Annotated in this window: 18 protein-coding genes; 5 read left to right on the plus strand and 13 right to left on the minus strand. The window is 67.9% G+C overall.

Annotation, left to right across the window (positions count from 1 at the left end; translation table 11 throughout):
- From AC1DRO_RS18375 to AC1DRO_RS18400, 6 genes are all read right to left on the minus strand, one after another.
- Positions 1-2,289: an alpha-galactosidase gene (locus AC1DRO_RS18375; RefSeq protein WP_476951987.1), complete on the minus strand. Its 2,289-nt coding sequence runs from the start codon at positions 2,287-2,289 to the stop codon at positions 1-3.
- 119 nt (positions 2,290-2,408) lie between these two features.
- A complete protein-coding gene (locus AC1DRO_RS18380; RefSeq protein WP_476951931.1) occupies positions 2,409-3,227 on the minus strand; it encodes a DeoR/GlpR family DNA-binding transcription regulator in 819 nt (272 codons plus the stop codon).
- A gap of 9 nt (positions 3,228-3,236) precedes the next feature.
- The gene (locus tag AC1DRO_RS18385) at positions 3,237-5,357 is read right to left on the minus strand and encodes a beta-galactosidase (protein ID WP_476951932.1); all 2,121 of its coding nucleotides are present in this window, start codon (positions 5,355-5,357) and stop codon (positions 3,237-3,239) included.
- A gap of 2 nt (positions 5,358-5,359) precedes the next feature.
- Positions 5,360-6,328, minus strand: coding sequence for a carbohydrate ABC transporter permease (locus AC1DRO_RS18390; protein WP_476951933.1), 969 nt, complete (start codon positions 6,326-6,328; stop codon positions 5,360-5,362).
- Positions 6,325-6,999, minus strand: a complete 675-nt coding sequence (locus AC1DRO_RS18395) for a carbohydrate ABC transporter permease (protein ID WP_476951934.1) — start codon at positions 6,997-6,999, stop codon at positions 6,325-6,327. Before AC1DRO_RS18395 ends, AC1DRO_RS18390 begins: the two co-directional genes overlap by 4 nt.
- Complete coding sequence (locus AC1DRO_RS18400; RefSeq protein ID WP_476951935.1) at positions 6,920-8,596, minus strand: ABC transporter substrate-binding protein; 1,677 nt, start codon at positions 8,594-8,596, stop codon at positions 6,920-6,922. The genes AC1DRO_RS18395 and AC1DRO_RS18400 overlap by 80 nt, the downstream gene beginning before the upstream one ends.
- 239 nt (positions 8,597-8,835) lie before the next feature.
- Between AC1DRO_RS18400 and AC1DRO_RS18405 the strand changes: the two genes are divergently transcribed.
- A complete protein-coding gene (locus tag AC1DRO_RS18405) occupies positions 8,836-10,161 on the plus strand; it encodes a right-handed parallel beta-helix repeat-containing protein (RefSeq protein WP_476951936.1) in 1,326 nt (441 codons plus the stop codon).
- A gap of 202 nt (positions 10,162-10,363) precedes the next feature.
- Complete coding sequence (locus AC1DRO_RS18410) at positions 10,364-13,003, plus strand: trehalase-like domain-containing protein (RefSeq protein ID WP_476951937.1); 2,640 nt, start codon at positions 10,364-10,366, stop codon at positions 13,001-13,003.
- Between the two features lie 30 nt (positions 13,004-13,033).
- Here the strand turns inward: AC1DRO_RS18410 and AC1DRO_RS18415 are convergent, their stop codons facing one another.
- The 5 genes from AC1DRO_RS18415 to AC1DRO_RS18435 all read right to left on the minus strand — a co-directional run bounded on the left by AC1DRO_RS18415 (position 13,034) and on the right by AC1DRO_RS18435 (position 17,936).
- The gene (locus AC1DRO_RS18415) at positions 13,034-14,152 is read right to left on the minus strand and encodes a GmrSD restriction endonuclease domain-containing protein (RefSeq protein ID WP_476951938.1); all 1,119 of its coding nucleotides are present in this window, start codon (positions 14,150-14,152) and stop codon (positions 13,034-13,036) included.
- A gap of 81 nt (positions 14,153-14,233) precedes the next feature.
- Positions 14,234-15,364, minus strand: coding sequence for an FAD-dependent oxidoreductase (locus tag AC1DRO_RS18420; protein ID WP_476951939.1), 1,131 nt, complete (start codon positions 15,362-15,364; stop codon positions 14,234-14,236).
- A gap of 67 nt (positions 15,365-15,431) precedes the next feature.
- Positions 15,432-16,358: an AEC family transporter gene (locus AC1DRO_RS18425; protein ID WP_018774009.1), complete on the minus strand. Its 927-nt coding sequence runs from the start codon at positions 16,356-16,358 to the stop codon at positions 15,432-15,434.
- Positions 16,359-16,464: 106 nt separating this feature from the next.
- On the minus strand, positions 16,465-16,893 hold the full coding sequence (panD, locus tag AC1DRO_RS18430) for an aspartate 1-decarboxylase (protein WP_028275366.1): 429 nt from the start codon (positions 16,891-16,893) through the stop codon (positions 16,465-16,467).
- A 92-nt stretch (positions 16,894-16,985) separates the two neighbouring features.
- Complete coding sequence (locus AC1DRO_RS18435) at positions 16,986-17,936, minus strand: LysR family transcriptional regulator (protein ID WP_476951940.1); 951 nt, start codon at positions 17,934-17,936, stop codon at positions 16,986-16,988.
- 142 nt (positions 17,937-18,078) lie between these two features.
- Between AC1DRO_RS18435 and AC1DRO_RS18440 the strand changes: the two genes are divergently transcribed.
- A complete protein-coding gene (locus AC1DRO_RS18440) occupies positions 18,079-19,542 on the plus strand; it encodes an amino acid permease (RefSeq protein WP_476951941.1) in 1,464 nt (487 codons plus the stop codon).
- A 353-nt stretch (positions 19,543-19,895) separates the two neighbouring features.
- Positions 19,896-23,450 (plus strand): bifunctional proline dehydrogenase/L-glutamate gamma-semialdehyde dehydrogenase, encoded by a 3,555-nt coding sequence (locus AC1DRO_RS18445; protein WP_476951942.1) that lies wholly within the window; start codon positions 19,896-19,898, stop codon positions 23,448-23,450.
- 133 nt (positions 23,451-23,583) lie between these two features.
- Here AC1DRO_RS18445 and AC1DRO_RS18450 read toward each other — a convergent pair whose 3' ends face one another.
- Complete coding sequence (locus AC1DRO_RS18450; RefSeq protein ID WP_476951943.1) at positions 23,584-23,961, minus strand: hypothetical protein; 378 nt, start codon at positions 23,959-23,961, stop codon at positions 23,584-23,586.
- Positions 23,962-24,202: 241 nt separating this feature from the next.
- Complete coding sequence (locus AC1DRO_RS18455) at positions 24,203-25,057, minus strand: LysR substrate-binding domain-containing protein (protein ID WP_476951944.1); 855 nt, start codon at positions 25,055-25,057, stop codon at positions 24,203-24,205.
- Positions 25,058-25,196: 139 nt separating this feature from the next.
- Here AC1DRO_RS18455 and AC1DRO_RS18460 point away from each other — a divergent pair, with 139 nt between their 5' ends.
- Complete coding sequence (locus tag AC1DRO_RS18460) at positions 25,197-26,594, plus strand: MFS transporter (protein ID WP_476951945.1); 1,398 nt, start codon at positions 25,197-25,199, stop codon at positions 26,592-26,594.
- Positions 26,595-26,608 lie beyond the last annotated feature (14 nt).

Consider the following 26,608-nt stretch of genomic DNA (forward strand, 5'->3'; position numbering starts at 1 on the left):
CTAGGGGTTCCTCACGGGGTGTGCGCTGTTTGCGGCTGGATCGGCGGCCGGAGCGCCGGCGGTGGTACGACGGACTGCCAGGAGCAGCCCGTGTTCCGGGTTCAGGACCGGCATTGGGAGCCCGGATTCGGCCAGGAAGCGTCCCGACGCCTCGACGCCGCCTGCAAGCCACGCCGGTGGCGCCGCCTGCAGGAACGCCCGCCGGTCCTCGGCCGCCGGGTAGACCGCTTCCACCCGGTACGCGGTGTCCGGGAGCAACCCGGGCAGGCAAACCTTCCCCGGGACTTCGGCGAACGACGTCGCCACCGAGACCAGGGCGTAGAGGGCCTCGCCGCCGTCGTGGGACACGACGCCGTGCAGCCGGAGGGCCGGATCGGGCTCGTCGGCCCGCACCATGCGCCCGCTGTGCAGGAGGGGCCGGTACTGCTTGAACAGTGCGATGGCTCGGGCAAGCTCGGTACGTTCGGCATCGTCGAGTCGCCGGACATCCCATTCGAGGCCGAAGTGGCCGAACATCGCGGTGATCGCCCGGAACGAGAGATCGTGCGTTCGCGCCGTGGTGTGGCTCGTGGTGGGGCCAATGTGCGATCCGACGAGCTCCGGCGGCACCACCACGCCGGTCCAGCGCTGGATGGTCTGCCGTTCCAGGGCATCGTTGCAGTCCGAGGCCCAGATCCGGTCGGTGCGCTCCAGGATGCCGAGATCCACGCGGGCGCCGCCGGAGGAGCAACTTTCAATCTCGACGCCGGGGTGGGCCTTGCGGAGCTCGTCCAGGAGCCGGTAGACGGCCTGAGTCTGGGCGTGCACGGACGGGCGGCCGGCGTGGCCCATCTCGGCCAGGTCCCGGTTCTGGTCCCATTTGAGGTAACTGATCCGGTATTCGCTCAACAGGGCATCGAGCCTGTCGAAGATGTATTGCCAGGCCGCCGGATTGACCAGGTCAAGGACCTGCTGATGCCGCCATTGCATGGGCAGCCGGCCAGTCAGCCGGCCGGCCGGGTTGCCCCCGGCGGGCGGGTTGCCCCCGGCGGACTGGTTCCCCCCGGCGCTCTGGGGTGACGGGCCGGCGATCCAGTCCGGATGGGCGCGGGCCAGGTCCGAGTCCAGGTTGACCATTTCGGGTTCGACCCAGAGCCCGAATTCCATGCCGTGGCCGGTAACTGCGTCGATCAGCGGCGTCAGGCCCGCCGGCCACAGGTCCTCGTCGACGTACCAGTCGCCAAGGCCGGCGTGATCGTCGCGGCGGCCGCGGAACCAGCCGTCGTCGAGGACGAAGCGTTCCACGCCGAGCCCGGCGGCCGCTTCGGCGAGTTCGAGCAGGGGCTCGAGGCGGTGGTCGAAGTAGACAGCTTCCCAGACGTTGAGCACCACGGGACGGGCCTTGCCGGACCGCACGCCGGGGTGGTGAGGGCGCCCGCGGAACCAGCTGTAGAAGGCATCGCTGATGCCGTCCAGGCCCGCGGCGGAGTAGGCAGCGTACAGCCACGGGGTCTCGTAGCTGGCGTTCGCGGCCACGCTGATCTCGCCAGCGCCGAGCAGTTCCGAGGCGCCCAGGACGGTCCGGCCGTCCGCGGTGGCGTCAACGAAGCTCTCGTGGTTGCCGCTCCAGCCCAGATGCACGGCCCAGACCTGCCCGTGGCGGTTCCCGAATCCGGGGGTGCCAGCCGCGAGCAGGAGCGAGGCGTCGTGGCCGGTCCGGCCGTGCCGGCCCGAGCGGACCCATGTGCCTTGGCGCAGCGGCAGGCGCTGGGGGTGGGACTCCCGGCACCAGCGGCCGGTCAGGTCCAGGATTTCTGTGGCGGCGCGGCCCACGGGCAGCACGGCGGCGAGTTCGTCGATGCTGTACAGGCCGGCGCCGTCGTTGTCGAGCCGGTGCCGGAGCTGGAGCAGGCCGCCGTCGTTGATCCTGATCTCCGTACGGACGCTGACACCGGCCTCGGGGTCGGCCTGGGTGATGACGGCCGAGCAGTCCGCCCCGCGGGACCGCCCGCCGCTGGACAGCTCAGCACCGGACCGTTCAACACTGACAACACGCAGACGGGCCGAGAACGCCTGACCGTTCCGGTGGCCGCGGAGGCCGGGGCGCCCGCGCCAGCCGGAGGACGCCTGCGGGATCAGTCCCAGCGTGACCGGGACGTCGAGGGCCGAGTGCGGCACGGCGTGGCCCAGCAGCGAAAGATCCGGCAGGGCCGGGCCGAGGTCGGCGCCGAAGTGCAGCATGGCGGCCTCGCCCGTGCTGAAGTCGATCAGCAGGGACGTTCCGGAGCGGCGCAGGTACAACGGCTCCAGATTCTGCGGCAACAGGTCCGGGACGCCCACAGGGGAGCGGGTCTCGGCGGCAAGGGTGAGGTCCGGGTTGTTCACGGCAGCTCCAGGCGTAGTGGTTTGGGTGGACGGGGGCCGGGCGGTCAGCCTGTGGCAGCTGTGGGGCTGGCTGCGCTGATGCTCCGGGCGTCGCCGGTATGGGCCAGGCGGAGCCGGCCGACGCGCTCGCCGAGGATGCGCCGGGCCTCGCTGCCCAGAAGGTCATCGCTGATGAGTTCGTCAGCGTCCTCCAGGCCGGCGATCGTGCTGATGCCGAGGGTGCCCCACTTGGTGTGGTCCGCCAGCACCACCACCCGCCGGGCCGCGGTGACGAAGGCCCGGTCAGTTTCGGCCTCGAGCACATTGGGGGTGGTGAAGCCGGCGTCGGCGTCGACACCGTGGACGCCGAGGAACAATACGTCCAGATGCAGCTGTTTGAGCGAGGAAGTGGCCAGCGGCCCGACGAGGGCGTCCGAGGGTGTGCGCTCGCCGCCGGTCAGGATCACGGTGGACGGGGAGGCGCTCTGGTGGAAGACGTCCGCGATCCGCACCGAGTTGGTGACCACCGTGATCCGCGGGCCGGCGGACAGCAGCTGGGCCAGCGCCCATGTGGTGGTGCCGGCGCTGAGCCCGACCGCCATGCCCTCGCGCACCTGTGCGGCCGCCTCCTGCGCTATCGCCATCTTCTCGTCCTTGAACTGGGTCACCTTCAGCTCGAAGCCTGGCTCGTGGGTGCCGGCGCCGCCGGGCAACTTGGCCCCGCCGTGGATCTTCTCCACGGCGCCCGCCGCGTCGAGGGCCTCGATGTCCCGCCGCACGGTCATCAGCGAGACGCCGAGCATTGTGGCGAGGTCCGCGACACGGACGATCCGCTCACGCTGGACCTCCGCGAGGATGGCGGAATGGCGGGCTGCGGCTAGCATGTGGAGTCCTTACAGGTTTGAGTGGTTTGGCAGGCTTGAGTGGCTGGCGGAGGTGCCGACCAATCGGGCGGCAGCCGAACGGACGACGGCGACACCGCCGGCCGCGAGGCCGAGTCCGCCGTCGAGTTCGGCGCCGGTGAGCAGGTCCACGCCTTCCAGCGGCAGCCGGACGTCGTGGGCCCCGTGGTTGATGCAGAACGTCCAGTCGGTCCCGTCCTTGCTGCGCCGGACCACTTCGACGTCGGCCGGCAGATCCGGGACGAGCGGCTGCACCCTGGCATCGGCGCAGACGACGGCGAGCAGTTCGCCCAGGCCCTCCGGCGCGAGTGACGTGGCGACATAGTAGGAGCGACCGCTTCCGGCACGGTTACGGGTCACGGCGGGAGAACCGGCAGCCGGTCCCACTTCCACGGCCGCGAGGACCTCGGCGGAGGTGGCATGCCCCAATTCGTTCCAGCAGGTACCCGCCCCGAAGCTGCTGAGCCGGATGCTTTCGCCGCCGCGCAGCGGGAAAAACTCTTCCATCTTCACGCCCAGCAGTCCGCTGAACGCGCCGGGGTAGCTGCCAAGCCTGATGTGGTCATTTTCGTCCACGATACCGGAGAAATAGGTCACCACGAGGTGGCCGCCGGAGCGCACGTACGCGTCCAGATTCGCGGCCCCGGCATCGCTCACGAGGTACTGCATCGGCGCGACGACGAGCCGGTAGCCGGAAAGGTCATCGGTACTCTGGCGGAAGTCGGTGGGGATGCCGGCGCGGTAGAAGGCATCGTGCCAGCGCCGGGTTTCGGCGATGTTGGAGGCGTCCACGCTCGGGTGCGAGTCCAGTTCCGAGGCCCAGCGGGCGTCAGTGTCGTGGAGGATCGCGACGTCCACCCGGCCGGACGCGCCTGTGACCGCCGAGCCGCTGACTTCGGCCAGGCTGCGCAGCGCCTGGCCCAGCTGGACCACTTCGCGCCAAACCTTGGTGTCCGTGCCGGCGTGCGGCAGCAGCCCGGAATGGAACTTTTCGGCGCCGGCCCGCGAGGCCCGCCACTGGAAGAAGAGCGCGCCGTCGGCGCCGCGGGCAACATGCTGCAGGGAGTTGCGCAGCATCTCGCCGGGCGCTTTGGCGATGTTGCGCGGCTGCCAGTTCACGGCAGAGGTCGAATGCTCCATGAGCAGCCACGGCTTGCCCTTGGCCCAGCCGCGGGTGAGGTCGGCGGTTGCCGCCAGTTCCTGGAAGTTCCGCGGATCCTCGGCAACCAGGTAGTGGTCGTTGGAGACCACATCCATCTCCTCGGACCAGCGCCAGTAGTCCACGGGCTGGTGCAGGCCCATGTTGAAACCCATGAAGTTGGTGGTCACGGGATGTCCCGAGTGCGTGCGGATGATGGCGGCCTCGGCCTTGTAGCATTCGAGCAGCTCATCGGAGGAGTAGCGGGCGAAGTCCAGCTGCTGGGTCGGGTTCACCCAGGTCCCGGAGGTGCGCGGCGGCAGGATCTGCTCCCAGGCCGAGTAGCGCTGGGACCAGAAGGCGGTGCCCCACGCGGCATTGAGGGCCTCCAGGCTGCCGTACCGGCGTTCGAGCCAGCGCCGGAAACCCGCGGCGGCACCGTCCGAGAAATCAGGCTGGTTGTGGCAGCCGTACTCGTTGTGGACATGCCACATCACGACGGCGGGGTGGTCCTTGTACCGGGTGGCAATCTGCTCGGTCAGGGCCGCGGCGGCCCGGCGGTATTCGGCACTCGACGCCGCGAAGGCCTGCCGGGAACCGTAGCTGTGCCGCACGCCGTCGGCCGTCACAGGCAGGGACTCGGGATACTTGTGGCTGAACCAGGGCGGCGGCGACGCCGTGGCGTTCGCCAGGTCCACCCGGATGCCGTTGGCGTGCAACAGGTCCAGGACCCGGTCCAGCCAGCCGAACTCGTAGACGCCCTCGGACGGCTCAAGCAGGGACCAGCTGAAGATGCCCACGCTGACCAGGTTGACGCCGGCCTCGCGCATCAGCCGGACGTCCTCGTCCCAGGTCTTCTCGGGCCACTGCTCCGGGTTGTAGTCTCCGCCGAATGCCAGCATCGGGGAGCCTTCGGAGCCGAGGCGGGCGGTGATGTAGTCCATGGCGTTGTTGTGGTTGGAGCTGTTGTCCACGTTTATCCTTTGCTGGAGCCGAGGGTCAGGCCCGCCACGAAGTGGCGCTGCAGGAGCAGGTAGATGATCAGGGCCGGAACGGCCGTGATCATGGCGCCGGCGGCGATCAGGTTGTAGTTGGAGAGGAACTGGCCCTGGAGGTTGTTGATCGCTGTGGTGACCGGAAGCCGGTCTCCGCTTTGGATGAAGAGCAGGGGCCAGAAGAAGTCGTTGTAAATGAAGATCACCTCGAGCGTGCCCATGGCGGCCAGGGCCGGGCGGCACAGCGGCAGGATGATGTCCCAGTACTGGCGCCAGACGCCGGCACCGTCAACCAGGGCCGCCTCGGTCAGCTCGGGGGACAGGGCCTTCATGTAGTTCGAGAGGACGAACGTCACGAAGCCGATCTGGAAGGCGGTGTCCACGGCGATCACGCTGATGTAGGTGTTGAGCAGGTTCCCGGAATCGCTGACGGCGTAGGGAAGCTCGAAGTGCTTGAACATTTCAAAGAGCGGCGCCGCGAGCACCTGCGGCGGCAGCAGGTTTCCGGCGGTGAACATGATCAGCAGGGTGATGTTGAACTTCCAGCTCACCCGGCTCACGGCGAATGCCATCATGGAGGCGAAGAAGAGGATCAGGAACACCGAGGGGACCGTGATGAGCACGGAGTTCCAGAACAGCTGGGAAAAGCCGCCCTGTGTCCAGGCCTGGGCGAAGTTGTCGAAGTTGAAGGCGCCGCCGGTGCTGAAGTAGCCGTATTTGTCGGTGTCAGCTTTGGGCCGCAGGGCAGTGAAAATGGCCCAGGCCAGGGGTACGAGCCAGATCGCGGCCATGACGATAAGGAAGACGTGGGTGCCGTAGTGCTTCTTGCCCTGCTTGTTGTTGGCCGGGCGGCCGGGGCGGGGGCCGGTCCCGCTTGGGCCGGAGCTGCGCTGCCGGGCGTCTGCCGGGCTGCCGGCCGCGGCGGCATCGGTTGGATGGGCGATGCTCATGCCTCTTTGTCCTTTCCGAATGCGCGGGAGAGATAAAACGTGATGGGGATCAGCGAGATGACGAGCAGGATGACGGCCAGCGCCGAGCCGATGCCGATCACCTGCCCTTCGCCCACCAGGTTCTGGATGACCAGGGCGCTGATCAGTTCCAGCCCGTTGGTGCCGCGGTTGATCACGTAGACGATGTCGAACGCCCGGAGGGATTCGATGACGGTGATGACGATGATGATGACGTTCACCGGGCGCATGGCCGGGAAGACCACCTGGAAGAAGGTCTGGACCGCGTTGGCGCCGTCGATCTGGGCCGCCTCGCGCAGGGTCGGATCCACGCCCTTGAGCCCGGCCAGGTACAGGATCATGACGTAGCCGGCGTGCCGCCAGGTGGCGGCGAAGAGGGCTGCCCAGATGTTGACGCTGGAATCCCCGAACCAGTCGACGGCCTGGGGCGTGCCGGCGGTGCCAAGCAGGAAGTTCAGGAGGCCGCTGTCCCGGTTGTAGAACAACTGCCAGATGATCCCGATCAGGGCCAGGGAGAGCATTACCGGGGCGAAGAAGATGCTCTGGTAGATCCGCGTGCCGCGGATGTTCTGGTCAAGGAGCACGGCCAGGAGCAGCCCCAGCGGGGTGGCGACGAGTGCCAGGAACGCCAGCCACAGCACGTTGTGCTGCATGGCCGGCCAAAACGGCGGGTAATCCTGGGCGATGAACTGGTAGTTCTCGACGCCGGCGGGCTTGATGTCGGTCAGCTCCAGCCCGTTCCAGCGGGTGAAGGACAGTCCGACCGACATGAGGGTGGGGATCCAGACCAGTACGAGCTGGATCAGCGTGGGGATGCCCACCATCAAGCCGAGCACCACTTTGTCGCGGCCGGACAGCCGCCGAACCCGCCGCGCGGGGGCTGCGGCTGCTTTGCGCCCCCGCGCCGACGGGTTGGTAGAGACACTCATGGAGATTCCTTGCCTTGTGAAATGCAGAGTGAAATGCAGAGGAAAGAGCCGTGCTGACCGCGCCGTCACCCGCGCGGGACTGAAGCGCCGGGATCATCACGTTGTTGGCCATGGCGGGCAGGGCATCGCGGTCGAAGAACTGGCTGATGTTCTTGGCGCCGCTGATGGCCTCGGCCAGCTTCTTGTTCAGCGGAGTGAACTTGGAGGTATCGGCGCCCTTGGCGGTGGCGATGTTGGACGAGTCGACCGAGGCGTACACATCCTGTCCCTCCGGGGTGCCGACGTAGGCCAGGAAGTCCCGGGCGGCCTGGTTCTGGCCGCCCTTCTTGGAGAGCAGCAGGCCGTCGATGGGTGCCTCGATGGCGTCCTGGCCTTCCATCGCGACCTCGGGGAACGGGAAGAAGTCGATGTCGTCGGCGGTTGCCTTGTCCGTGTATTGCTGGGTGAGGAAGGAGCCGAGCAGGTACATGCCGGATTTCTTGTCCGCGAGGGACTTCGCCGAGTCCTGCCAGGTCATGCCCAGGGCGTTCGGGTTCTGGAACGGGAGCAGGGCCCTCCAGGTATCGAAGACGTCGCTGACCTTCTTCTGGTCCCAGCTTTCCCGGTGCGCGGTGAGGTCCATGTGGAACTGGTAGCCGTTCAGGCGCATGTTCAGGTAGTCGAACGTGCCCATGGCGGGCCAGCCGTCCTTATCCGCGAATTCAATCGGGATCAGGCCGTCGGCCTTCATCTTGGTGGCGAGGGCCTTCAGCTCATCGAACGTCGTGGGGACGGTGTACCCCTTTTCCGTCCAGAGGCTCTTGCGGTAGAAGAAGCCCCAGGGGTAGTTGTAGTTCGGGATCAGGTACATCTTGCCGTCGGCGCCGGTCGAGGCCTTTTTCAGGGCATCGGAGTAGTTTCCGCCGACCTTTTCCCAGACGTCATCGATCGGGGCGAGCAGCCCCTTGCCGGCGTAGTACTGCATACGGTACCCGGCGAACCAGGTGAACGAATCGTCGGGGCTGCCCTGGAGGTAGGTGTTGATCTTGTTCTGGAAGTCGTTGTGCGCCACCACGTTGGTGGTGACCGCGATGCCGGACTTCTTCTGGAAAGCGTCGGTCACCGCCTTGTAGGCAGCCTTGGGGACCTCGTCGGAGGACCCGGAACCGAACGTGGCCGTCTTGGCGCCGCCGCTGGCAGGTGCGCTGCCGCCCGTGCAGGCCGAGAGCAGGGGAATGCCGGCCATCGCGACTGCTCCGGCGCCGAAGGTCTTCAGCAGCGTCCTCCGGTCCCACCCGCCTCGGCTGGAGGCCCGGAGCAGTGCGTCTTCATGCATGGTCATAATTTCTCCTTTGAAATAACGCGGGTGGAGTGAAGCAGCTCACATCATTAGCTATCATAATCGCACAATAAGGAACGTCAAGTAGCAAAAAGGAACATTTTGACGCGCATGGCCGGACTCGTCCGTTGACTTAGGGCGGGGCCGCTCTTAGCGTTAAGCCCCTCAGGGTGCCGATGTGGTCCGCCGGCTGGCGGTGGCGCCCGGAACCGCGGATACATGGCGAAAACCCAGGTGCACCCATGAAGATCAAGTCCACAGCCGCCGCCACGCTGCTCGTCCTGCTGTTCCTGGGAGGATTGCTCGGCGGCCCGTCCGCGCCGGCGTCGTCCGAGGGCGTCACGTATTACGTGAGCGCCGACGGCAGTGACGCCAACGACGGGACGTCGCCGCAATCAGCCTGGGCGACTCTCGACAAGGTCAATGCCACTGCGCTTCGGCCCGGGGATTCGGTCAGCTTTCGCCGCGGAGACATCTTCTCCGGGGGCCTTGTGGTCGGCCAGAGCGGCACCAGCCGGCTCAAGGTCACGCTGAATGCCTATGAAAGCGGCGATCCGCCCGTCGTTACGGGCGGACTGGCAGGAACGTGCGTCAGGCTCGACGGCGACTACATCGCCGTTGACGGCCTGCGGGCGGAGTCGTGTGGCTATGCGGGCTTCAGCATCTACGGCGACCACGCCTCCGTGCGGAACTCCGCCGCCAGGAACAATGCCGCGGGCATCAAAGTGAGCGAGGGCTCCGACTTCGGCACCTATGCCAACAACACGCTTGCCGACAACAACATCATGAACGTCAATACGCCGGGGGAGCTGTGCGGCACCGCCACGTCCCTGAAGTGCGATGACGACTCGGGTGCCTTTGGCTTCCTGATCAACGGCAGCGACAACGAGTTCGCCAGCAACACCGTCACCGGCTCCACCGCGGTGTCCTACGACTTTGGCCACGACGGCAGCGCGTTCGAAATCTTCAACGGGAACCGGAACAGGATCCACCACAACGTGGCCGTGGATAACAACGTCTTCTCCGAACTGGGGCGCGGGAAGGGCGGAAATGCCGACGGCAACACGTACAGCTACAACCTGGTCCGGTCCACCTGCGGCCCCAACTGCTCCCAGGCCATGGGGCTGATCGCGCGCGGCAGGACGTCCTCCTTCGGCCCGACCAACGGCACCACGTTCGAATACAACACCGTGTGGCTGGACGGCGCGGACTCCCAGGCCCTGGTCTGCCACTCGTCGTGCCCGGCCTCCACCGTCGTCAGGGGAAACATCCTGGTGGCCGCCCGCAACGCGCTGTGGATGGACGGCGCCGGCTGGACCGAGCAGGAAAACGTCCTCAACGGCCCCACGAACATCATTCCCAATGCCACCTCCACCACCGAGCCGGCCGGCTTTGTCAACGCACCCGCCGATCTCCACCTCTCCGGCGCGAGCCCGGCCATTGACCGGGCCGGGGTCAGCCCCTTCCCCCTGGATTTGGACGGGCGGCCGGCCAACCAGAAGGGCGACTGCCAGGGTGGCGGCGCGGCCGATGCGGGGACCTACGAATACAGGCCAGCCGGCTGCTGAAACGCAACGGCGTGGCGGCGCAGCAAGGAACCAGCACTGGTGCCATCGCGGGTCCCAGGGTATTCGGGGCGGCCCGGCGGATGTTACATAGTTGCAACTGCCGGGACACCCATGCGAAATCGTCCCGGGAGGATACTTGAAGTGCGTCCTCCCGGGGACGATTCGCATGCAGGCATTGGGGACTACTCGAAGGACCGCGCCGATGCCCACACCGTTCAACCAGGCCCTGGCCGACTCTGCGCTTCTCACCAAATCCCTCCCGCTGGGCCTGCTCCGCGCTTTCGTGCAGACCAACGCGGCCGACGACGGGCTCACGCCGCAACTGCTGGCTGAGCTCAAGATCCTGGCCCGCACTCCCGGGCTGCTCGTGGCCTGCAACTACGGCGGCACGCTGTGCGCAGCAGAAGGCATTTCCACCGAGACCCTGCCGCTGGGCAGCGCGGCGATCGCGCTGAGGGCGCTGGCAGCCCTCCCGAACACCCACGCGGCCGTCATCTCCGGGCGGTCGCTGCGGGATCTGGCCGCCGTCTCACGGCTCCCCGCGGAAGTGCACCTGGTCGGCTCGCACGGCGCGGAGTTCGACATGGGCTACGCCCACGGGCTGTCCCTCGCCACCGAATCGGTACTGCAGCAGGCCAGCCAGGCACTCGCCGAATCCGTCGGCGCCTACCGGGGCATCAGCATTGAGCGCAAGCCGGTCGCCGTGTCGGTGCATACCCGCCCGGCCGCCCCCGACGTCGTCGCACTGGCCACCACGAAGGCGGAGGAGATCGCCCGGGCGCACGGGTTGCACTTTGTTGTGGACGGCTCGGTGCTGGATCTCTCCGTGGTGGAACCGTCCAAGGCCTCCGCGCTGGAGCACCTGCGCTCCATACTCGGCGTGAGCGCCGCCCTTTACGCCGGCGACGCCTTCAGCGATGAGCTGGCCATGGCGACGCTGCGCGGGCCGGACATGGCGCTGCGCGTGGGGGAGGGGCCCACCGTGGCGGCCCACATCCTCCGGGACCCGGAGTCGTTCGCCCGCGTCCTGGCGATCCTGTTCGAACTGCGCCGGGCGTGGCTGTTCGGCGAGGACGCCGTGGGGCTGGAGCGGCACTCCATGATCGGCAACGGCTCGTCCACCGCCCTGATCACCCCGGACGCGAAGATCTGCTGGATGAGCCACCCGCTGCCGGACAGCGGGTCGCTGTTCGCCCATCTGCTCGGCGGAGATGCGGCGGGGCACTTCTCCGTGGAACCGGCGAAGTCCTCGCAGGTCCTGGGCCAGCGCTACGTGGACAGCACCATGATCGTCGAAACCCGCTGGGCCGACGTCACGGTGACGGACTACCTGGAGCCGGCCCCGGACGGCATCACCAGCCTGGTCCGGGTGCTGTCCGGCACCGGCACCGCGAGAATCGTCTTCGCTCCGCGGCCGGACTACGCGAATGCGCCGTTCAGCATGGAGGCGCGCGGAACGGAACTGCACGTCGTGGGAACCGCGGACCCCATCATACTTCGGGCGCCCGGAGTGACCTTTTCCATCACCTCGGACGGCCGGCACGGCACCGCCACCGGCGACGTCGACTTGCGGGACGGGCCGGTCGTCCTCAACCTGCGCTGCGGCGACACGGAACCGCAGTCAGCGGTGCCCGGGGACGAGACTGATGATGAGACCCGGCGTCGCGCCGCCGTCGCCCATCACTCCCGGCGCTGGGTGCACGAACTGCAACTGCCCGGCGTGAAGCCGTCGCTGGTCCGCCGGTCCGCGCTGGTGCTCCGGGCGCTGGTCCATGAACCCACCGGCGCTGTGCTGGCCGCGCCCACCACCTCACTGCCGGAGGGAATCGGCGGCACCCGCAACTGGGACTACCGGTACTGCTGGCTGCGGGACGGGTCCATGACCGTCAACGCGCTCGTGGACCTGGGCTCCACGGCCGAGGCCGAGGGATTCCTGGCGTGGCTGGGCCGGATCCTGGCCCACGCCCCGGGTCCGGAGTGGCTCCATCCGCTCTACTCCGTGACCGGGGCGCCGCTGTCCACCGAGGCCATCATCGAGAGCCTGCCCGGCTACGCGGGATCCCGCCCGGTGCGGATCGGGAACGCCGCCGACCACCAGGTGCAGCTGGACGTGTTCGGCCCGATCGCCGAGCTGATCAACGCCCTCAGCGCCCGCCAGGGCATGCTCTCCGACGGGCACTGGGACCTGCTGGTCCAGATGGCCGCAGCCGTCCTGGCCCGCTGGCACGAGGCCGACCATGGCATCTGGGAGGCCAGGCGGGCGCCGCGGCACCATGTCTACACGAAGGTGATGTGCTGGGTGGCGCTCGACCGGGCGCTGCGCACAGCCGTCCGGCATGGCCGGGAACCGCTGCCGGCCTGGGAGCCCACGGCGGCGAAGATCCGGGAGGAAGTCCTGCGCGAGGGCTGGGACGAGTCGGCGTCCTCCTACACCGTGGCGTACGACAGTCCGGACCTGGACGCAGCCGTGCTGCACATCGGTCTCTCCGGCCTGCTGGACGTCAACGACCTCCGGTTCCTGGCCACCGTCACGGCGGTGGAGCGGGAACTGCGGGTGGGGCCCACGGTTTTCCGCTACAGGTACGACGACGGCCTGCCGGGCCTGGAGGGCGGCTTCCACATCTGCACCACCTGGCTGATCGAGGCCTATGTCGCCGTCGGCCGGATCGAGGAGGCCTGGGACCTCTTTGACCAGCTGGTGAACCTGTTCGGTCCCACGGGGCTGCTGCCCGAGGAATACGACCCCGGCACGGAAACCCACCTGGGCAACCATCCCCAGGCGTATTCGCACCTGGGCTTCATCCGCTGCGCCCGGCTCCTGCACGAGCACCAGAAGAACTGACCCCCCGGCCCGCGGACGGGCCGGCCGCCGCTACTCGCAGCCGACGCCGTCCCCGTCCCGGTCCAGTATGCGGCTGTACCCCGGCTGGCCGACGCGGATGGGCGCCGCGCCGGCCGCACGGACCGCGGCGCAGTTCGCGTAGGCCACCCCGGCCGCAGGTGCTGGCGCAGGAGCGGGCGCAGGAGCGGGCGCGGCTTGGGCTGGAGCGGCGGCCGGCTGGGTGGCGGGGGCCAGTGCGTCCGGGCAGTTCGTTAGGACCCGGGCCATGGCGTCGTGCTCGGCCTGGGTGACCCAGAGCCCATAGCTGGATTTCACCGAAATCTGGTGGGCGACGTAGTTGCAGCGGTAGGACTTGTTCGGCGGCAGCCAGGTGGCGGCGTCGCCGTCGCTCTTGCTCTGGTTGGCCGGGCCGTCCACCGCCAGCAGGTTTAGGGGATCGTTGGCGAAGGCCAGCCGCCGTGCCGGGCTCAGCTGCTGCGCGCCCTTCTGCCAGGCGTCGCTGAGGGCCACGACGTGGTCGATCTGGACGGCGGTGCTGGTGGCATTGCCGCGCAGGAAGTGGATGGCGGCGGCCGTGTAGGGGTCGGCCAGGACGCCGGAGAGCACCACGCAGTCCGGCGTCCCGGGCCGGAGCGCGACTGAAGTGAGGTCGCGGCGGAGCACGTCATTGCGGGTATCGCAGCCGTTGTGATCAACGTCGGACCAGGCCGGGCCGAACTGGTCGCGGGAATAGCCCGTCTTGGTGGCGCGGCCCTTGACGGGCAGCGTGGCCAGCACCGAGAGGGCCTTGCCCGCCGAGGCCGGCTGCCGGGTCGCGGCGGCCGCAACATCGGCGCCGGCAACTTCGACACTGGGAACTTCGACGCCGGGAACTTCGACGCCGGGGGTGGCGTCCGGATCCAGCGGAGCGCTGTCCGTGCCGGCTGACGCAGTGGAGGGGGAGGCCGTGACGACGAGGACGCCGGTTCCGGCGGCCGGGGGAACAGCACCCGGGCCGGAGCACGCTGACGTCGCCACCAGCAGCAGGCCCGCCACCCCGCGCACGATCCAGTCGACCGCACCGATCCTCGGGCTGCGGGCATCCATTGCTTGGGCGCTGCTGGACTGGATGTCGCTGGACTGGATGCTGCCTGACCGCGTGCTGAGCAATTTTCCCCCACCTCATGCTGGCGCCCCGGGTATCCGCGGGCGCCTAAGACCGGCCCCAGCCTACCGGTTGCTCCGACGGAGTCAGCGGACCCCGGGGCGGGAGGCCGAGAAGATGGCCGGCGCTCCGCCGTCGCCGGTCGCGAGGTCGGCCAGGATCCTGCCCACGACCGGTGTGAACTTGAAGCCGTGCCCGGAGAAGCCGGCGCCGATGACAACCGGCCCGATCCGGTCCAGGACAAAGTTTTCATCCACGGTGGTCGTGTAAGTGCAGCTGATGTCGGAGAGGGAGTCGGCGTCGACCCCGGGCAGCCAGTCCCGGGCGTAGCGCTGCAGGGCCGCCCGCTGCTCCGGCTCCGGCGCGAAGCTCCGCCGGTCCGGGTCCGCCACCGGGCCCACCCCGTGCCATCCGGCCTTGATCCCCTCGCCCGGTGTTTGCATGCCGTAGACCGGCGAACGCCAGTACGCGTACGCGTCGCCGTGGCCGGGCATGTGGTTGAACCCCGGCCACTGGGCACCCTCATCGGTGATGGCGAAGTGTGCTGGTTGTTCCTGGGTGACCGTCAGCCGGGGCAGGGGCGCCACTCCGGCGAGCAGTTTCGTGGTCCAGCCGCCAGCGGTGACCACTGCCTGCCTCGCGGCGAGGACCTCGGTGCGGCCGCCGGCGTCGAGGGTGAGCCGGACGCCGTCGTCGAGGACTTTCAACTCGAGGACCTTCACATGATGGCGGATCTCGGCGCCGAGTCCGGCGGCGAGCCGCTGCAGCGCCGGCAGTGCGGCATCGGGGTTCAACTGGCCGCCATCCGCCATGTGCAGCACGCGCGTATCGAAACGGATGCCCCGCCAGCGCTCGGCGGCTTCCCCGGCGGAGAGGAACTCCGCCCGGAGCCCGGCCGCAAGCAGCGCGTTCCGGACCTCGGGCAACCGCGGATCGGGGCCGTGGTTTACGACGCCGGTGCGCGCCAGCAGGCGCTCGCCGGCGTCCGTTTCGAGCTCGCTCCACAGCCTGGCCGCCTCTGCCAGCATGGCGACGTAGTCCGGATCCGCGTAGCCGGGGTTGAAGTTCCGGGTTGTGCCGTGGGAGGCGCCGTTGCGGTGGCCGGGACCGAACTGCTCGAGCAGGGTCACCTCCCGGCCGCGCCGGGCCAGCGCCCACGCGGCGGCCGAGCCCATCGCGCCGCCGCCGATGACCACAGTGTCCAGGGTTGTTTTCAAGGGTCCTCCTCCGGGTTTGGTGCCGGTCCGCCGATACCGTTCAGCCGAGCCCGGCTGCCCGGCGAGGTCAGGCCAGCAGCAGGGCCACGCCGATCATGGCGGGCACAGCTACCACCGTAGTGATCAGCACGGTGTCCCGGGCTACCGTTACGCCGGTGCGGTAACGGCTGGCCGCGACAAACACGTTCTGGGCGGTGGGCAGGGCGGCCGTGACGACGGCGGCAAAGAGCGCCTGTTCCTGCATGCCGAGGACAAAATGGGCAAACAGGTAGGCCACCAGCGGGTGGACAACGAGCTTGAAGAAGCTCGCCAGCAGGGCGTCCAGCCGGCGTCCGGCGGCCGCCTGCAGCGGCTTGGAACCGTTCAGGCTCATGCCGAAGGCGATCAGCATAGCCGGGATCGCGGCCCCGCCGATCAAATGGATGGGCTCCAGGATCAGTGGTGGCACCGTCCAGCCGGTGGCGGCCACCAGGAGCCCGAGTCCTGTACCCACGATCATCGGGTTGCGCAGGATCATGAGCACGAAACTCAGGGGCGTGGTGCGGTGCGAGCTGGTGGTGGCGTCCAACGCCATGAGGAACAAGGGGGTGAAGAAAGCCAGCTGGAAGATCAGCAGGGGTGCCACATAGCTGGCATCGCCGAGCACGAAGACGGCGATGGGAATGCCGAGGTTGGCCGAGTTGGCCAGCGACGAGCTCATGGAGGAGATGAGGGCTTCCGGCAGGGACCGCTTGAGCGCGAAGCGCACGATGCCAAAGAACAGGACCGCTGTGGTCACCGCCCCGACTGCCGTCACGAGCAGCGGCGCGGCAAAGACGTCGTGGAGTTTCGCCTTGCTGAGGGTCTCGAACAGCAGGGCGGGGCTGGCCACAAAAAACGTCAGGGCGCTCAGCACGGGGCGGGCGTTCTCGCCCAGGATATTGCGCCGGCCCACGAACATGCCGACGAGGATGATGGCCCAGACGACAAAGAAACCCGCCAGTACCCCTAGCATGCGGTTCTCCGCAGCGGGGCTGGTGGGCGGCGGGTGAGGGTCACCCGTCCAGAGTAATCAGCTTTATTCCGCGCGCCGTCCTATTACGCCCGACGGCGCGCTGCCGCTAGTTGAGCGCGGCGTTGTTCAGCGAGTGCGGCGGACGCATGAGGCCGGGCGTCATGCCCTCCGCGGGGTCGTTGCCGATCTGGACAATCTTGTTGTCCTGGTCAACGTGGACCACCTTGGGGTTGTACGCCTTGGCCTCTTCCGTGGTCATCTGGGCGTAGGTGATGAGGATGACGATGTCGTTCTCGTGCATCAGGTGGGCGGCGGCGCCGTTGATGCCGATCACGCCGGAACCGCGTTCGCCGGCAATCGTGTAGGTCTCGAGCCGGGCGCCGTTCGTGACGTCGACAATCGCCACGAGCTCCCCGGGCAGGATGTCGGCCGCCTCCAGCAGATCCAGGTCCACGGTGACGGATCCGACATAGTGAAGGTCCGCGTGCGTGACCGTCGCGCGGTGGATCTTGGATTTGAATATTGTGCGATTCATAACGACATCAGTCTAACGCGGGGCCACCGCCCGCGCTGTGGCGCACTGCACACGCATCGGTCCGCCACGCGCTGTTCCACACATGCCGGAAGTCACGCGGGCCGGTCCACGGGGGCCGGACCGAGGACGCCCGCGGCCGCCGCCGGCACGATGGATGCCGCCGTCACCGCCAGGATTTCCCGGGCCGCCAGCAGCGCGGGCCGCCTGGCGCTTGAGCGCCGCACCGAGGTGAACACCGTACGGTGCGGATCCCCGGGCAGGTCCAGGAGTTGCGCGCTGGTGCCGCGGCCGGTCCACACGAGGTCGGGCATCAGGGCCACCGCATTTCCGGATTCGATCAGCCGGATCTGGGCCTGCAGGTCGGCGGTTTCAAAGCGGACGTCGGGCTCAAACCCGGCGCTCCGGCAGGCCTGCTCAGCCCAGTGCCGGGAGGCCGCTCCGCGGGGTTCCATCACCCAGGCCAGCCCTGCGGTATCGGCCAGCGTCCTAATGGGGTCGCGGTCGGGCGAGGGCGGCGGAACGGCGAGCCGGATGGCGTCGCGGGTCAGGGCCACGCGGTCCAGTTCGGCGTAGTGCGGGGCGGCGTGGCCCGGGTACTGCTCGGCGATCACGAGGTCGAAGTCGCGGGCCCACGTCTCGTGAAGGGCCGTCTCCGGTTCCCGCTGGGTCATTTCGACCCGGACTTCCGGGTAGCTGTCGGTCATTCTGGTCAGGGTGTCCGGCATGAGCGCCAGCGCGGCAGACTGGAACACCGCAATCCGCACGGTGCCCGTGACCGTGGTCAGCGACGCGGCCAGGTCCGCCTCCGCCTGCTCGAGGGTCTCCAGGAGCTGGGAGGTGTGGGCCACCAGGACTTCGGCCTGCGGGGTCAGCTGCACCCGGCGCCCGGTCTTGCGGAGGAGCTCCACCCCGGCCTCCTTCTCAAGGAGGGCCAGTTGCTGCGAAACTGACGACGGGCTGTACTGAAGCGCTTCGGCCACTTCGGCCAAAGTGCCCCGGATCTTCAGTTCGCGCAACAGTCGCAAACGCCGGACGTCGAGCATCGCTATTCCTTTGTGAATCCTGACGGTTATTCATTAAGAGAATTCACTTTATCTAATGCAACCGGGCTTGCATACTGTTCTCACTCGATATGCCCCATCACAGGGTGGAGTGATGGGCACCGCACCTAAGCAGGAGGCCCTCATGGCTACACGGGATTTGTCACAGTCGATCATGCGGCGCAAGCCCATCGACGACATCGAGGAAGAAAACAAACACAGCGGTCTGCACAGGAGCCTGGGGCTCTGGCAGTTGACGGCCATCGGCGTCGGCGGCATTATCGGCGTCGGCATCTTCTCCCTGGCGGGCCTTGTGGCCCACGGCAGCGAGTCCGAGCCCGGAGTCGGGCCGGCCGTGCTCATCTCCTTCCTGATCGCCGGCCTGGCGTCCGCCGCCGCGGCGCTGTCCTACGCGGAGTTCGCAGGAATGATCCCGCGTGCAGGCTCGGCCTACACCTACGGCTACGTCGCCCTCGGCGAGATCATCGGCTGGTTCATCGGGTGGGACCTGCTGCTGGAGTACATCGCCATCGTCGCCGTGGTGGCCATCGGCATCTCGGGCTACTTCGACGCGTTCCTCTCCGGTATCGGCATCCATATGCCCGTCTGGATGACCGCGACGCCGGATGAAGGCACCGGCGGCATCATCAACCTTCCCGCGATCCTCGTCTGCCTGCTCGTGACCTGGATTCTCTCCCGCGGCACCAAGACCTTCGGCCGCTTCGAACTGATCGCCGTCGGCATCAAGGTGCTGCTGATCCTGTTCATCATCGGCCTGGGCATTTTCTACGTGAACACCAACAACTACAACCCGTTCTTCCCCAGCGGTTTCGGTCCCGTGGTGGCCGGCTCCGCTACAGTGTTCTTCGCGGTATTCGGTTACGACGCCATGAGTACCGCGGCGGAGGAAGCCACCGACGGCAAGAAGCACATGCCCAAGGCGATCATCCTCTCGCTGGTCATCGCCATGCTGCTCTACGCCGCCGCCACCCTGGTGCTCACCGGTATGCAGAACTTCACGGAGATCGACCCCAAGGCCGGCTTCGCCTCCGCCTTCAACAGCGTTGGCCTTCCGGTGATCGCGACGATCATCTCCGTGTTTGCCGTCCTGTCCATCCTTACCGTGATGCTGACCTTCCTCCTCGGCGTCACCCGCGTCTGGTTCTCGATGAGCCGCGACGGCCTGCTGCCCGGCTGGTTCTCAAAGACGGACCGGAACGGCACGCCCCAGCGCGTGACCTGGATCGCCGGTGTCGGGGCCGCAATCCTGGCCGGCGTCCTCCCGATCAAGGCCGTCGCGGACCTGACCAACATCGGCATCCTGGCCGCGTTCGTCGTCGTCTGTGTGTCGGTGATCGTGTTCCGCTACAAGAAGCCGGACGCCCCGCGGACATTCCGGCTGCCGCTGATGCCCGTGGTTCCGGCGTTCGGCGTGTTTGCCTCGCTCTTCCTGATGTTCCAGCTGCACTGGGAGACCTGGCTGCGGTTCGTCGTCTGGCTCATCGTCGGCCTGATCATCTACTTCACGTACGGCCGCAGGCACTCGCTGATGAACCCGGACAGCCCGCGGCACGAGGAGATCGTGGAGATGCACCGCCCACTGACCTAACTACCCCGCCCACCCAACGCTCCCTCACTTCCCGCAGAAGATATTCGGACGCTCCCTCAGGTCCGGTGCAATATCGGCGAACCCTCTCTCACCTCTTGGGAGAGGGTTCGCCGTTTCAGCGCGGTAAGTGCGGGAGCGTCGCTTGAATAAGTGCCAGAAGTGCGGGAGGGTCGCTTGAAAAAGTGCCAGAAGTGCGGGAAGGTCCGGAGTGGTTCCCGAACGTTCGGACGGGGACCGGAAGCATCGGTTTTTCTAACCGGTATTGCTCAGAAAACTTCGCTTTATCTTATGAAAGTCCGGTCGCATACTGTTTCGTAAGAGGTCCACCTTTTGAGAAAGAACGTGTTTCAGCCATGACCAACATCTCCACGGAGCCCGGCGCCACCACCGGAAACGCCGCAGGCAACGACGCCACGCACGCCGCCGTTTCGGAAGGCTCCACGGTCCTTGAGGCCGCAGCCCTCGCCGAGGACACCATCGCGCTGGTGCGCCACTGGCTCACCGAGGCCGCAAAGGTGCCCGTCGACGCCTCGGCCGAGCAGCTCGCAGGGGTCCTGAAGGACCCCAACGGCCTGGACTTCACGGTCGGGTTCGTCGACGGCGTCGTCCGTCCCGAAGACCTGCAGGTCGCCGCCCGCAACCTCGCCGCCCTGGCGCCCAAGGTCCCGGCCTTCCTGCCCTGGTACATGCGCAGCGCGGTCCGCCTCGGCGGCGCCATGGCCCCGGTCCTGCCCCAGGTGGTCATCCCGGTTGCCCGCCGGGTGCTGCGTGAAATGGTCGGCCACCTCATTGTCGACGCCACCGACGCCAAGCTCGGCCCGGCCATCGCCAAGATCCGCAAAGACGGCATCAAGCTCAACGTCAACCTCCTCGGCGAGGCCGTGCTCGGCGAACACGAGGCCTCCCGCCGGCTCGAGGGCACGCACACCCTGCTGTCCCGGCCCGACGTCGACTACGTTTCGATCAAGGTCTCCTCCACGGTGGCCCCGCACTCCGCCTGGGCCTTCGACGAGGCCGTGGAGCATGTCGTGGAGAAGCTCACCCCGCTTTTCGCCCGCGCCGCCTCCTACGCGTCCACTGGCCAGAAGGCCAAGTTCATCAACCTGGACATGGAGGAATACAAGGACCTGGACATGACCATCGCGGTCTTCACCCGGATCCTGGACAAGCCCGAGTTCAAGAACCTGGAGGCCGGCATCGTGCTCCAGGCGTACCTCCCGGACGCCCTGTCCGCCATGATCCGCTTGCAGGACTGGGCCGCCGCCCGCCGCGCCGACGGCGGCGCCGCCATCAAGGTGCGCGTCGTCAAGGGCGCCAACCTGCCGATGGAGCAGGTCGAGGCCTCCCTGCATGACTGGCCGCTCGCCACCTGGGGCACCAAGCAGGACTCGGACACCAACTACAAGCGCGTCATCAACTACTCGCTGCACCCGGACCGGGTCCGCAACATCCGGATCGGCGTCGCCGGCCACAACCTCTTCGACATCGCTTTCGCCTGGCTCCTGGCCAAGCAGCGCGGCATCGCGGATAGCGCACAGCAGAGTATCGAATTCGAGATGCTGCTCGGCATGGCCCAGGGCCAGGCCGAAGCCGTCAGACAAGATGTCGGCTCCCTCCTGCTCTACACGCCCGTGGTCCACCCTGCCGAGTTCGACGTCGCTATCGCCTACCTGATCCGCCGCCTCGAAGAGGGCGCCAGCCAGGACAACTTCATGTCCGCCGTGTTCGAACTCAGTGAAAACGAAACGTTGTTTGAGCGCGAGAAGCAGCGCTTCCTCGCCTCGCTGGCCAAGCTCGACGACGAGGTCCCGGGTCCGAACCGGCTGCAGAACCGTGCCGTTCCGGCCGCGCCGCTGCCGCACGACTCGTTCGAGAACACTGCCGACACGGATCCGTCGCTGCCCGCGAACCGCGACTGGGGCCGCGCCATCCTGGGCCGCGTGACGACGTCGACACTGGGCAACGCCTCCGTCGAGGCCGCCACGATCAACGATGCCGCGACCCTGAATGCCGTGATCGATACCGCCGTCGAGAAGGGCAAGGCCTGGGGTGCACTCTCCGGCGCCGAGCGCGCCGAAATCCTGCACCGCGCCGGCGACGTCCTCGAGGCCCGCCGCGCGGACCTTCTTGAGGTCATGGCTTCCGAGACCGGCAAGACGATCGATCAGGGCGATCCGGAGATCAGCGAGGCGGTCGACTTCGCGCACTACTACGCCGAGTCCGGCCGCAAGCTCGACGACGTCGACGGCGCCACCTTCGTCCCGGCCAGGCTCACCGTTGTGACGCCGCCGTGGAACTTCCCGGTCGCCATCCCGGCCGGCTCCACCCTTGCGGCCCTCGCCGCCGGCTCCGCCGTCGTGGTCAAGCCCGCCAAGCAAGCCCGCCGCAGCGGGGCCGTCATGATCGAGGCCCTCTGGGAGGCCGGCGTTCCGCGCGATGTGCTCACCATGGTCCAGTTGGGCGAGCGGGAACTGGGCCAGCAGCTCATTTCCCACCCGTCTGTGGACCGCGTCATCCTGACCGGCGGCTACGAGACCGCCGAGCTGTTCCGCTCGTTCCGCAAGGACCTGCCCCTGCTGGCCGAGACCAGCGGCAAGAACGCCATCATCGTCACTCCGAGCGCGGACCTGGACCTCGCGGCCAAGGACGTCGCGTACTCCGCGTTCGGCCACGCCGGCCAGAAGTGCTCCGCCGCCTCGCTGGTGATCCTCGTCGGCTCCGTGGCGAAGTCGAAGCGCTTCCACAACCAGCTGATCGACGCCGTCACCTCGCTCAAGGTCGGCTACCCGCAGGACCCGGCGAGCCAGATGGGCCCGATCATCGAGCCCGCCAACGGCAAGCTCCTGAACGCCCTCACCACCCTCGGCGAGGGCGAGACCTGGGCCGTCGAGCCGCGGAAGCTCGATGATTCGGGCAAGCTCTGGAGCCCCGGCGTGCGCTCCGGTGTCCGCCGCGGATCCTACTTCCACCTCACCGAGTTCTTCGGCCCGGTCCTGGGCGTTATGACTGCAGAGACCCTCGAGGAGGCCATCGCGATCCAGAACCAGATCGAATACGGCCTCACCGCCGGCCTGCACTCGCTCAACAGCGAGGAACTGGGGATCTGGCTGGACACCATCCAGGCCGGCAACCTCTACGTCAACCGCGGCATCACCGGCGCGATTGTCCAGCGCCAGCCCTTCGGCGGCTGGAAGAAATCCGCCGTCGGCGCCGGCACCAAGGCCGGCGGCCCGAACTACCTCGTCGGCCTCGGCGAATGGGCCAGCAAGCCCAGCGCCGCCGCCGGCACCCCGGGCACTTCTCCCGCCCACGCCGGCGTCCGCCGGATCGAGGACGCCGCCAAGGGCTTCCTGACCGCCGACGAACTCGCGCCGCTGCAGCGCGCGCTCGCCTCCGACGCCCGCGCCTGGGCCGAAGAGTTCGGCACCGCGAAGGACGTCTCCGGCCTGAGTGCGGAACGCAACGTCTTCCGCTACCGTGCTCTGCCCGTCACGGTCCGCCTCGCGGAAGACGAGCCGCTTGCCGGCCTCGTCCGGACCGTCGCCGCCGGCGTCCTGGCCGGGTCCGTCCTGACGGTCTCCACCGCCGTCGAACTGCCCGCCCAGCTGCGCGCCGTCCTGTCCGGGCTTGGCATCGCGGCGACTGTTGAGAACGACGCCGAATGGCTCGCTTCCGCCGGCACCCTCGCCGCGGCGGGCAAGCTTTCCGGCGCCCGGATCCGGCTGATTGGCGGGGACGCCAAGGCGCTGGCCGAAGCCACGGGCGGACGCCCGGACCTGGCGGTGTATGTCCACCCCGTCACGGAAGCCGGACGCGTGGAACTGCTGCCGTTCCTGCACGAGCAGGCTATCAGCATCACGGCGCACCGCTTCGGCACGCCCAACCACATCTCCGACGCCCTGATCTAGCCCGGGGCTGCTAAAACCCCGGCTCGGGCGTGCTGGAACCCTGAAACCCAAAAAAACACCGCCGCCGTGCAGGCACCATAAGGTGCGGCACGGCGGCGGCGTTTAACGGCGAAGGCGCTAAGCGGAGTCGGGGCTAGCCGAAGTACCAGCCCGGCGGGACCCAGGAAGCGGGGACCGCGTGGGCGGAGAAATCGTCGCAGCCCGAGCAGAAGTAGGTGACCTCGCCGAGCTTGCTGACCGAGCCGTCCCTCCGGTGCGTGGCCGGGACGAAGGTCTCAAGGTAAATGAACTCGTCCGTGCCGCAGCGTTCGCAGTACGGGCTGGCCACATAATCGGACTCTGCGAGGGTAGTCGGGCGGATTCCCCGTTGGCCCGGGGTGGCCGCGTGCTGCATTCCGGCGGTCGAGTGGTGCATGGCCGCTGCGGGGCGGGCCGGCGCGGTTACCTGACGGGAGGACTTTGTCGCGTGGGCGGCGGGGGCGGGCAATCGGGGGTGATTAATGGCTGGCATCAATGGCGGCCTATCCCGAACGCTCCGACGCCAGCCACAGGGCGTCAGCGACGGACAGCGTTCGTTATTCGAATCGTTGTCGTGGGCCACTGCTTGACCTCGAACGGTGGATCTTAAGTAGTGTCAGGATAGATGAAGTACGTGCACCGTTCAATGGTCAAGTAAGTACTGCCCGGGTCCGGGTAGTCCGCCCCGTAGGTACCGTGGCAGGATCAGTGCTGGCTGCGGGACCGCCCGCGCGTCAGGCCGGTCGTTTCAGGGTCCGGCCCACGATCGCCTGCGTGAGGGCATCGATCACCTCGGTATTGGCCAGCGGATTGCGGATGAGCGTGAAATCGACGTCGCCCACCGGTGGCAGATCGAAGCGGCGGGTGATGATTTTCAGGTCCTCCGGCACCAGGGAGGAAGGCATCACCGCCACACCGATGCCGGCCCGGACGGCGGCCAGTACGCCGCTGATCTGGCGTGTGGTGCAGGTGATCCGCCAGGTGCGCCCGGTGGCTTCCAGGGCGTCGATCGCAAGCTTCCGGCTCAGGCTGGGGGAGGGGTAGGCGATCAGCGGGACAGGATCAGCCGGTTCCAGCACGGTCTGCTCCAGGCCGACCCAGGCGAAGGCGTCCTGCTGGACCACGGTCCCGTCCTTGGCCCCGGCCACCCATTTCACAAAGACCAGATCCAGTTGCCCGGCATTCAGGCGCTTGTAGAGCTGGTCGCTCTGCCCGACCGTCAGCTCGAGGTTGATCTGGGGATAGATCTGCCGGAACTCCCGGAGGATGCGTGGCAGCCCGGTGATGGCGAGATCATCGGCCGTGCCGAAGCGCAGTCGGCCGCGCATGGCGGAGCCGGAGAAATAGCGGGCGGCGGAGTCGTGCGCGGCGAGGATGCTGCGGGCGAACCCGGCCATGGCATCGCCGTTGTCGGTCAGGCGTACATCCCGGGTATCCCGGGCAACCAGCACCCGCTTGGCGGCGGTCTCCAGCTTGCGGACGTGCTGGCTGACGGTGGGTTGGGCCAGGCCGAGGCGCTCGGCGGCCTTGGTGAAACTCAAGGTTTCGGCCACGGCCAGGAACGAGCGGAGCTGGGCGGGTTCGAACATGGCGGTCTCCGGATCGGTGCCGCATACCCTGCATTGTGTTTTGTAATGCGAGTTATGCGTGGAATAGGCTTCCATAATCTCTTGGGGCCAGCCTAGCGTTAAGTCCATCCCACTCACCCGCTCTTTTGAGGACTTTTCCGTGGCACCCCCTCCGCCGCTAGAGGCGAACGCAGCTTCCCTGCCGGACACCATCACCCAACCACTCGCCGTCGTCAACGAGCCCCTGCCTTGGCGCCACACTTTCATTTCGCTCAAGGTCCGCAACTTCCGCGTCTTCGCGATCGGGCACTTCGTCGCCGTCATCGCGCTCTGGATGCAGCGGATCGCCCAGGACTGGCTGGTGCTCCAGCTCTCCGGTTCCGTCACGGCCGTCGGCATCACCGTGGCCCTGCAGTTCCTGCCGTCGCTGTTCCTCGGCCCGTGGGCCGGCATGATGGCGGACCGTTTCGCGAAGCGGAAGATCCTCATGCTGTGCCAGTCGGTGGCCGCCGCGTTGGCCGCGGTCCTTGCCGTCCTGGCGCTCAGCCACCGGATTGAGGTGGGGCACGTCTACGCGATCGCGCTGGTTCTGGGCCTTGTGACCGTGCTGGACCAGCCGGCCCGCCAGGTGTTCGTCAACGAGCTCGTGGGCCCCGGCTATCTGCGAAACGCGATCAGCGTGAACTCCACGATCTTCCAGCTCGGCGGCCTGATCGGTCCTGCGATCGCCGGGATCCTGCTGACCGCCGTGGGGGCCGGCTGGGCCTTTGCCGCCAATGCGGTGGCGTGCTGTTTCACTGTGGCCATGCTCCTGAGCCTGCGCAAGGACCAGCTGCATGTCAGCACCCCGGCCGCCAAGCGCCCGGGCATGCTGCGGGAAGGGCTGGACTATGCGCTCAGCAAGCCCACCATCTACTGGCCCTGGCTGATGGCCGGGTTCATCGCGGTGTTCGCGATGAGCCTGCCGGTGCTGCTGGCCGCGTTCGCGGACCACGTGTACGACGCCGGTGCCGGTGGCTATGGGCTGCTCAACACGCTCGTGGCCCTCGGCGCCCTGGCCGGCGCGATCACCTCGGCCCGGCGGCGCGCCCTGCGGCTGCGCTCCGTGGTGCTGGGCGCCGGGATGTACGGGCTCATGCTGTGCCTGGCTTCCCTGGGGCCGTCCATGGCGTGGTTCGGCGTGGCCATGGTGCTGGCCGGATTCTGGTGCCTGATGTTCCTGACCGCCGCGAACCAGCTGGTCCAGGTCAGCGCCAACTTGGCCATCCGCGGGCGGGTCATGAGCCTGTACATCATGGTGCTGATCGGCGGCCAGGCGATCGGCGGCCCGATGATGGGCTGGCTGGCCGAGCACGCGGACCCGCACACCGCCGTCCTCGTCTCCGGCGGCGTCCCGGTGCTGGCTGCCGCGACCGTCGCCGTCGTCCTCGCCCGGCGCGGGCAGCTCATGCTCAAAGTGGACCTGAAGGACCGGCGCCGGCTGCTGCGGATCGTCCGGACCGATTTCCGCACCGAAAAAGGACAGCCGCTACGTGGATCCACGCAGCGGCTGTCCTAATTCGTCGCGGAAAA

Source organism: Arthrobacter sp. P4_F11 (genome assembly GCF_056401395.1).